The organism is Streptomyces sp., from assembly GCF_035644915.1.
GTDB lineage: Bacteria > Actinomycetota > Actinomycetes > Streptomycetales > Streptomycetaceae > Streptomyces.
Genome location: NZ_DASQNP010000160.1, coordinates 1 through 8,782, shown reverse-complemented (window position 1 = coordinate 8,782; position 8,782 = coordinate 1). Strand labels below are relative to the sequence as shown.

The following is an 8,782-nucleotide window of genomic DNA, read 5'->3' as shown; positions in this document are numbered from 1 at the left end:
TGGCGTGCCGTTGTGCGGGGGTCTCCGGGGGCGGCCCGGACCGGTCAGCCCCGGCCCGAGCCGCCGTCCGCGGCCGGAGCGCCGCCGCTCCCGCCGCCCGGCCCGGTGTAGTCCTCCCCGTAGGCGCCCTTCGCCGGACGGCGGCGGCGCAGCGGGGGCTCGACCCCGTCGGCGAGGCGGCGGGCGGTGAGCAGGAAGCCGGTGTGCCCGACCATGCGGTGGTCGGGGCGCACGGCCAGGCCCTCGACGTGCCAGGTGCGGACCATGGTCTCCCAGGCCGAGGGCTCGTTGAAGGTGCCGTGCTCGCGGATCGACTCCACGGTGCGGGCGAGCTGGGTGGTGGTGGCGACGTAGGCGCACAGGATGCCGCCGGGCACGAGCGCCTTGGACACCGCGTCCAGGCACTCCCAGGGGGCGAGCATGTCGAGGATGACCCGGTCGACGTCGGTCTCCGACAGGTTGTCCTGCAGGTCGCCGACGGTGAGCCGCCAGGCGGGGTGGGGGCCGCCGAAGTAGCGCTCGACGTTCTGCCGGGCGATCTCGGCGAAGTCGGCGCGGCGCTCGTAGGAGTGCAGCATGCCCTGGTCGCCGACGGCCCGCAGCAGGAAGGTGCTCAGCGAGCCGGAGCCGACGCCCGCCTCGACGACACGTGCGCCGGGGAAGATGTCGGCCATCGCCAGGATCTGCCCCGCGTCCTTGGGGTAGACGACGGCCGCGCCGCGCGGCATGGACAGGACGTAGTCGGGGAGCAGGGGACGCAGCGCGAGGTAGGCGACGTTTCCCGTGGTACGGACGACCGTGCCCTCGGGAGCACCGATCAGCTCGTCGTGGGGGAAGGCTCCCTTGTGCGTGTGGAAGCTCTTCCCCGCCTCGAGCGTGAAGGTGTAGTGACGTCCCTTGGGGTCGGTGAGCTGGACCTGGTCCCCGACCTGGAAGGGCCCGCGACGGCGGGCGGCACCGGTCGGTTCGGACATGGGTGCAAGCCTAGTCGAGCCCGTCCCCCGGGCCGTAATCGAGGTCCGGTGAGCGCCCGGACACGGACCGGGCGGCCCCGGGCTCAGGGGGCGGCGGGTCCGGCGGAGGTGGGCTTGGCCATGGCGGCCACGAAGGCCCGCTCGACGTCGGCGGCGGAGAGCACGCCGTAGATCTCGCCGCTCTCCTCCACCACCAGGTACTCCGTGGCCGGGGTGGCGCGCAGGTGGTCCAGCAGTTCCTCGCCGGCCAGCTCGGCCCAGACCCGCATGCCCTCGGTGATCTCCTGGGCGAGGGTGCTCACGGCGACCCACGGGCGGCGGTGCTCGGGCACCCCGGCGATGGCCGCCTCGCGGACGATGGCGATCGGGTCGCCCTGGCCGTCCACGACCACCAGCGCGCGGGCCCCGGCCTCGTTGGCGCGGCGCAGCCCCTCGGACAGGGGGGTGGCGGCGGTGACGGGGACGGCACGGCGGGTGAGGGCCCGCGCGCTCAGCTCGGGGAGGCGCTCGCGCAGCCGGGCCATCCGCAGGCTGTTCCCGGCGCCCGTCCAGATGATCGCGGCCAGGATCGCGGCGAGCAGGGCGTCGGTGATCGAGTCCAGGCCGCCGAACCCCTCGTCGGCGAACCCCCCGGCGTAGCTGAGCAGCGGCATCCCGATGAGGACGGCGACGGCGAGCGCGCGGCCGGTCCAGGCGGCGGCGACGGTGCCGGTCATGGGCCGGCCGGTGAGCTTCCACACCACCGCGCGCAGCATCCGGCCGCCGTCCAGGGGGAGGCCGGGCAGCAGGTTGAACACGGCGACGATGAGGTTGGAGACCGTGAGTCCGGCGAGCAGCACCGCGGGCACGGTGCCGGGCTCGACGGCGAACAGGCCGAGGTAGAACAGGCCCGACAGGACGAGGGAGAGCAGCGGGCCGACGAAGGCCAGGACGAACTCCCGGCCCGGGGTCTCGCTCTCCTTCTCGATCTCCGACACCCCGCCGAAGAACTGGAGCTGGATGCGGCGCACGGGGAGCTTGAAGCGGAGCGCCGCGACGGTGTGCGCCAGTTCGTGGACGAGGACGGAGGCGTAGAAGGCGACCGCGAAGAACAGGGAGACCAGGTAGCGGGTGCCGCCCAGTTCCGGCAGGACGCGTTCGAGCTGGCCGCCGAAGACCCAGGTGATCAGGGCGGCGACGACGAACCAGCTCGGTGCGACGTAGACGGGTACGCCGAAGGGGCGGCCCATGAGGATGCCGCCGCCGCTCTCGCGCGGGCGGTCCGGCCTGCTGCCCTTCGCCGGTTTGCCGGAGCCGGGCTCCGGCCGCCCGCTGTTGTCCGTGTCCGCCACGGGTTCCCCTCGTAGAAGGTGCCCTCGCACCCGCAGGTACGGCCCCCGCGGTCACGCGGCGCGAGGGGGGTGCGAAGGGGTACGCCATCGATGGTAAGCGGCGATGTGTCCGCCGATGGTCGTAGGGTCGTGTCATGGTCTCCCATTCGGCATCCGGTGCGGCGTCCTCTCCGGCGTCGCCACCCAACTCCCTGTCACCGTCGCGGGCCGCGGACTTCATGCAGTGCCCGCTGCTGTACCGCTTCCGGGTGATCGACAAGCTGCCCGAGAAGCCGACGGCGGCAGCCACCCGGGGGACGGTGGTGCACGCGGTGCTGGAGCGCCTCTTCGACTCCCCGGCGGCCGAGCGCAGCGTGCGGCGGGCCCGGTCGCTGGTGGTCCGGGAGTGGGAACGGCTGCTGGCCAAGCGGCCGGAGCTGGCGGAGCTGTTCACCGGCGACGGCGACGCGGAGCCCGGCGAGGGCGCGGCCGACAGCGCGGAGCTGGCGCGGTGGCTGGCGGAGGCGGAGGAACTGGTCGAGCGGTGGTTCTCCCTGGAGGACCCGACCCGGCTGGAGCCCGCCGAGCGCGAGCTGTTCGTGGAGGCGCGGCTGGAATCGGGGCTGCGGCTGCGCGGCATCATCGACCGGGTGGACGTGGCGCCCACCGGCGAGGTGCGGATCGTCGACTACAAGACGGGCCGGGCGCCCCGGCCGGAGTACGCGGCGGACGCGCTGTTCCAGATGAAGTTCTACGCCCTGGTGCTGTGGCGGCTGCGCGGCACGATCCCGCGCCGGCTGCAGCTCGTCTACCTGGGCAGCGGCGACGTGCTCAGCTACGACCCGGACGAGGCCGACCTGCGCGGCGTGGAGCGCAAGCTGCTGGCGCTGTGGGACGCGATCCGGCGGGCGACCGAGACCGGTGACTGGCGGCCGCGTCCGGGGCCGCTGTGCGGCTGGTGCGCCCACCAGGCGCTGTGCCCGGAGTTCGGGGGCACTCCCCCGCCGTACCCGCTGATGATCCAGCCGCCGCTGCCGGTGCAGGCGCCGGACGGCCTCCCGGACGGGGCAGGCGCGGCCTCCCGGGCCTCTTAGGCAAGAATGGGTGCCGCCCCGAGCCCCCGGCCCCGTGAGGAGTTTCCGTGGCAATCCGCGTTCTGCTGGTGGACGACCAGCCGCTGCTGCGCACCGGTTTCCGGATGATCCTGGAGGCCGAGGGCGACATCGCCGTGGTGGGCGAGGCCGGGGACGGCCTGCAGGCGCTGGACCAGGTGCGGGCCCTCCAGCCGGACGTGGTGCTGATGGACATCCGGATGCCGCGCATGGACGGGGTGGAGGCCACGCGCCGGATCACCGGCCCGGCGAAGGACGGCCCCGCCAAGGTGCTGGTGCTGACCACGTTCGACCTGGACGAGTACGTGGTGGAGGCGTTGCGCGCCGGCGCCAGCGGCTTCCTGCTCAAGGACGCCCCGGCCGCTGAACTGGTGCAGGCGATCCGGGTGGTGGCGGCGGGCGACGCGATGCTCGCGCCCAGCGTCACCCGCCGGCTGCTGGACAAGTACGCCGGGAAGCTGCCCTCGGGCGAGGAGCAGGTGCCGGACACCCTCCACACGCTCACCGACCGCGAGGTCGAGGTGCTCAAGCTGGTGGCGCGCGGGCTGTCGAACGCCGAGATCGCCGCGGACCTCTTCGTCAGCGAGACGACGGTGAAGACCCACGTGGGGCACGTGCTGACCAAGCTGGGCCTGCGCGACCGGGTGCAGGCGGCGGTGTACGCGTACGAGAGCGGTCTGGTCCGCCCCGGCGCCCAGCAGTAGCCGGGCGGGACGGGGCGGACCGCCGGCCGCGGGGTGCGGGGCCGCCGGGCGGCCCCGCACCGGATCAGTCCTCGACGCCCTTGCGGATCTCCCAGAAGCGGAAGACGGTGGAGGCGTCCAGCGTCCACTCCAGGCCGGAGACGTTCTCGTGCGCCACGGCGTACTGCTTGCCCTGCCAGACGGGCAGGACCGGCAGCTCCTGGGCGACGATGTCCTGTATCGCGCCGAAGTCCTCGACGGTGTCGGCGCGGTCGCTCACCGCCGCGGTGCGCGGCAGCAGCTCCTTGGTGATCCGGCCGGCGTCGTAGTTGTTGCCCAGCACGTTGTCCTCGCCGAAGAAGGGCGCGGTGAAGTTGTCGGCGTCGGGGTAGTCCGGCACCCAGCCCTTGACGTACACGCCGTACTTGCCCGCCTTGATGTCCTTCTCGTACTGCTCCAGCTCCACGCTCTTGACCGTGGCGTCGAACAGGCCGCTGGCGTTGAGCTGCTGGGCGATCTCCTCGAACTCCTTCACGGTGGCGGGCCCGTAGCGCACCGGGGTGGCCCACAGGGTCAGCTCGACCTTCCCCGTGATGCCCTCGGCGCGCAGGGCGGCCTTGGCCTTCTCGGGCTGCGGGCGGTCGCCGTAGGTGTCGAAGAAGGCCGTGTTGTGGCCGGTGATGCCGGCGGGGACGATCGAGTAGAGCGGTTCGGCGGTGCGCCGGTAGACGTCGCGGATCAGGGTGGAGCGGTCCAGCAGGTACGCGATGGCCTTGCGGACGCCCAGCTTGCCGGTGACCGGGTGGTCCATGTTGAAGACCAGGTGGTGCACCTCGGCGCTGGTGCCCTCGATGACCTCCGTCTTGGCGTCGCCGTCGGTCGACGCCTCCAGGTCCGCGATGTCCTCCGTGGCCAGGCCGCGGTAGGCCACGTCCACCTCACCGCTCTGCACGGCCTCCTTCAGCGCCGCCCGGTCGCCGTGGAAGAACCGCATGGTCATCCCGGAGTTCTGCACCTCCGCGGGCCCCTTGTAGTCCGGGTTGACCGAGAAGACGGCCTCCTTGTCGCCGTAGGAGTCCAGCCGGTAGACGCCCGAGCCGACGGCCTTGCCGTCGGTGCGGAGCTCGTCGGCCGGGTACGCGCGGTGGTCGACGATCGATCCGGCGCCGGAGGCGATCTTCTGCGGGAAGGTGGCGTCCGGCTGGTCGAGGCGGAAGACGACGGTCCTCTCGTCCGGCGCCTCGATCTCCTTGATGGTCGACAGCATGACGGCCGGGCCGTCCGGGTCGTTGATGCGCAGGGTGCGCTCGAAGGAGAACTTGACGTCCTCGGAGGTCAGCGGATTGCCGTTGGTGAACTTCAGCCCGTCCTTGAGCGTGCAGCGGAAGACCTGGCTCCGGCTGTCGGTGAACTCGCACTTCTCGGCGGCTTCCGGCTGCGGGGCCGTGCCTCCCTTGGGGAAGCTGAGCAGCGACTGGAAGACGTTGTTGAAGACCAGCCAGGAACCGGGGTCGTAACCGGAGGCGGGGTCGATGGACAGGACCTCGTCGGTCATCCCCATCACGATCCGCTCGCCCTTGCCCGCGCTCGCGGCCTCCTCCTCCCCGCATCCGGTGAGCAGTGCGGCGACCGTGGCCATGCCGATCGGGAGCGCCCCCCACTGGGCCCTTTTCCTCACGTGTTTATCCTCATCCGCTCTCTAGCTTGCGTGACTGCCCTTGCCGCCCCCGTTTCCGCGGAAGGCCGCGCCGCCCGGTCTCCGGACGGCGCGGCCTTCCGCTCAGTTCTGCACGCCTCGTCCCAGCTCCCACAACTGGAGCACCGACGAGGAGTTGAGGGCCCACTCGACCCCCGAGACGCCCTCGCGGGCGGCGACGTACTGCTTGCCCTGCCACAGCGGCAGCACGGGCACCTCTTCGGCGACGATGTCCTGGGCGCGGACGAAGTCGTCGACGGCGGCGTCCCGTTCCTCCTTGACCCGGGTCCGCGGGATGAGCTGGTTGCGGATCTCGTTGTTCTCGTACGGGGAGCCGAGGAAGTTGTCCTCGGTGAAGAACGGGGCGATGAAGTTGTCCGCGTCCGGGAAGTCGGGGAACCAGCCCATGCCGTAGACCCCGTACTGCTGCTTCATGGAGGCGGACCGGTAGGTCTTCCACGGCACGCCCTTGACGGTCGCCTCGAACAGCCCGGAGTCGTTGAGCTGCTTGGCCAGCACCTTGAACTCCTTGGCCGTGGCCGGACCGTAGTGGTCGGTGGTGTAGGTGAGCTGGAGCTTGACCGGGGTGTCGACGCCGGCGCGCTCCAGGGTCTCGCGGGCGGCCTTGACGTCCGGCTCGCCGTAGGTGTTGAAGAAGGAGTTGTGGTGGCCGGTCAGGCCGCTGGGGACGATGGAGTACAGCGGCTCGGCGGTCCGGGCGTACACGTCGCGGACCAGCTCGCTGCGGTCCACGGTCTGGGCGATGGCCTGGCGCACGGCCTTGCGGCCCACGACCGGGTCGTCGGTGGTGAAGACCAGGTAGCGGATCTCCTGGCCGGACATCTCGACGAGTTCGATGCCGTCCTTCTGGTCGCTGTCCAGCCGCTCGATCTGCTCCGGCGACATGCTCCGGTTCATCACGTCGATGTCGCCGTCGCGCAGGGCCTGTTCCATGGCCCCGGAGTCCTCGAAGAACTGCAGCTCGACCCTGTCGTTCCTCAGCTCCAGGCCGCCGCGGTACTTCTCGTTGCGGACGAGGACCGCCCTGCCGTCCTCGGCGTCGAAGGACTCCAGGACGTAGGGGCCGGAGCCGGTGATCTCGTAGCCCTCGCGGAGCTTGTCGGCCGGGTAGGCCTCGCTGTCCACGATCGCCGCCGCCGGGGTGGCGAGCTTGTAGGGGAAGGTGGCGTCGGGCTTCTTGAGGTGGAAGACCACCTCGCGCTCGGAGGGCGCCTCGACCCGGTCGAGGTTGGCCAGCAGCGACGCCGGACCGGACGGGTCGTTGATGCCGAGCATGCGCTCGATGGAGAAGGTGACGTCCTCGGAGGTCAGCTTGTGACCGTTGGAGAACGTCAGGCCGTCACGCAGGGTGCATCGGTACTGCTCGCTTCGCTGGTCGGTGAAGCCGCACTCCTCGGCGGCCTCCTCCTCCGGCTGGGTGCCCGCGCGGGGCAGCCGCAGGAGGGTCTGGAAGGTGTTGCGGAAGACGTTCCAGGTGCTGACGTCATAGGCGGCCGCAGGATCGAGCGGAGCGGGTGCCTCCGCCGACGCCTCGATACGGTCGGTGGTACCGACAACGATCGTTCCGCTGTTTCCGCTTCCGGTGTCGTTGCCACATGCAACGAGCGCCGGGGCGAGCAGGCCCACCACAGCGGGCAGTACCAGCATCTTACGGTTCATCGGTGACGGTCTCCTCGTCCGGCCGGTTGTTGCCGAATTCTCTGGCCGGGGCACAGACATTAGTAGGCGGGAGACACGCCACTCGCCCAAGCCGCTGGCCTGGGGATATCACGCTCCGATAACGCAGCCCCGACGTCCGATAACCGGACGCCGGGGCGATCGCCGCGAGCGGGCACCAACCGGGACACAAGGGCACACCGAAAAGGGGCGAAGCTCGTTCAAGATCATGCCGAGGTCCGTCTGTCGACCTCGGATCGCGTGATAAATGTCACGCTCTCAACTGTCAGATGAAAAGCGGGAATTCGGCCACCGTATTCGTCACGGAAAATAAGCGAGCCACTGCCGTGAGTTTTCCGTGTATTCGCCGCGCGGTGGCCGGTGCACGCTCAGTGTACGGCCGCGGCCAGGGAGTGGAGAAAAGACAGATCCACCTCTTCCAGAGATCCCACGACGGTGCGCCCCGGCGCCGGCTCGATGCGCGCCACCGACGGCACCGCCACCACGGGGCACCCGGCCGCCTCCGCGGCGGCCACACCGGTCGCGGTGTCCTCCACCACGACGCAGCGCACCGGGTCCGCCCCGAGCCGCGCGGCGGCCAGCAGGTACGGGTCCGGATGCGGCTTGGTGCGCTCCACCTCGTCCCCCGCCACGGTGAACGCGAAGAACTCCGGACCCAGCCAGACCAGCATCCGGTCCATCACCCTGCGGTGCGAGGCCGAGACCAGCGCCGCGGGCACCCCGTGCGCGGCCAGCTCCGTGAGCAGCCGCCGGGCGCCGGGCATCAGGGACACCCCCCGCTCGATGCGCTCGATGAACCGGGTGTTGAGCAGGACTGTCAAGTCCGTCAGGGAGATGTCCGCCCCGGTGGCCTGAATGAGGTACGTGGCGCTCCGGGACATCGGCCCGCCGACCACGACCTCGCGGTGCTCCTCGGCCAGCTCGTACCCCAGCTCGGCGAAGACCTCGACCTCGGTCTCCCACCAGAACCCCTCGGTGTCCACCAGGGTGCCGTCCATGTCCAGCAGGACGGCCTGGAGAACGGTGGGGACGCCGGTGGTCGTGGTGGCCGTACCGGTGGAGCCGCCGGCCGTCGCGGGGGTTCTCCCGCCGAGGACCGGGGCCGGTGCGGGAGCTTCCCCGCCGAACGGCAGGCCGGGGGTGCCGCCGCCGTAGGCGGAGGGGTCGACGCGGGAGAAGGGGCGAGTCATCCGCATACCTCCTGAAGGGGAAGCGAAGGCCGGTTGCTCCTCCACGACGGGAGGGGCAACCGGCCTGTACCGGACAGATCAGTGTACGACGGACTGAACTATCGCGCGTTGAAGTATTT

7 protein-coding genes are annotated in these 8,782 nt (G+C 71.1%); 2 read left to right on the top strand and 5 right to left on the bottom strand.

Annotated features, from left to right (window positions below; genetic code table 11):
• Positions 1–44: 44 nt before the first annotated feature.
• Positions 45–974, bottom strand: coding sequence for a tRNA (adenine-N1)-methyltransferase (locus VE546_RS18210; RefSeq protein ID WP_324923592.1), 930 nt, complete (start codon positions 972–974; stop codon positions 45–47).
• Between the two features lie 83 nt (positions 975–1,057).
• On the bottom strand, positions 1,058–2,305 hold the full coding sequence (locus VE546_RS18205) for a site-2 protease family protein (protein WP_324923590.1): 1,248 nt from the start codon (positions 2,303–2,305) through the stop codon (positions 1,058–1,060).
• Between the two features lie 134 nt (positions 2,306–2,439).
• On the opposite strand from VE546_RS18205, the gene VE546_RS18200 reads away from it, so the two are divergent.
• A complete protein-coding gene (locus VE546_RS18200; RefSeq protein WP_324923588.1) occupies positions 2,440–3,378 on the top strand; it encodes a RecB family exonuclease in 939 nt (312 codons plus the stop codon).
• Between the two features lie 47 nt (positions 3,379–3,425).
• Positions 3,426–4,100: a response regulator transcription factor gene (locus VE546_RS18195; protein ID WP_324923586.1), complete on the top strand. Its 675-nt coding sequence runs from the start codon at positions 3,426–3,428 to the stop codon at positions 4,098–4,100.
• Between the two features lie 64 nt (positions 4,101–4,164).
• On the opposite strand, the gene VE546_RS18190 is transcribed toward VE546_RS18195, so the two are convergent.
• The 3 genes from VE546_RS18190 to VE546_RS18180 form a co-directional block, all read right to left on the bottom strand.
• Positions 4,165–5,757 carry an ABC transporter substrate-binding protein gene (locus VE546_RS18190; RefSeq protein WP_414720518.1) on the bottom strand — a complete coding sequence of 531 codons (1,593 nt, stop codon included), beginning with the start codon at positions 5,755–5,757 and terminating at the stop codon, positions 4,165–4,167.
• A 102-nt stretch (positions 5,758–5,859) separates the two neighbouring features.
• The gene (locus VE546_RS18185; RefSeq protein ID WP_324923584.1) at positions 5,860–7,455 is read right to left on the bottom strand and encodes an ABC transporter substrate-binding protein; all 1,596 of its coding nucleotides are present in this window, start codon (positions 7,453–7,455) and stop codon (positions 5,860–5,862) included.
• 386 nt (positions 7,456–7,841) lie between these two features.
• Positions 7,842–8,471: an HAD family hydrolase gene (locus tag VE546_RS18180; RefSeq protein WP_414720519.1), complete on the bottom strand. Its 630-nt coding sequence runs from the start codon at positions 8,469–8,471 to the stop codon at positions 7,842–7,844.
• Between the last annotated feature and the right edge of the window lie 311 nt (positions 8,472–8,782).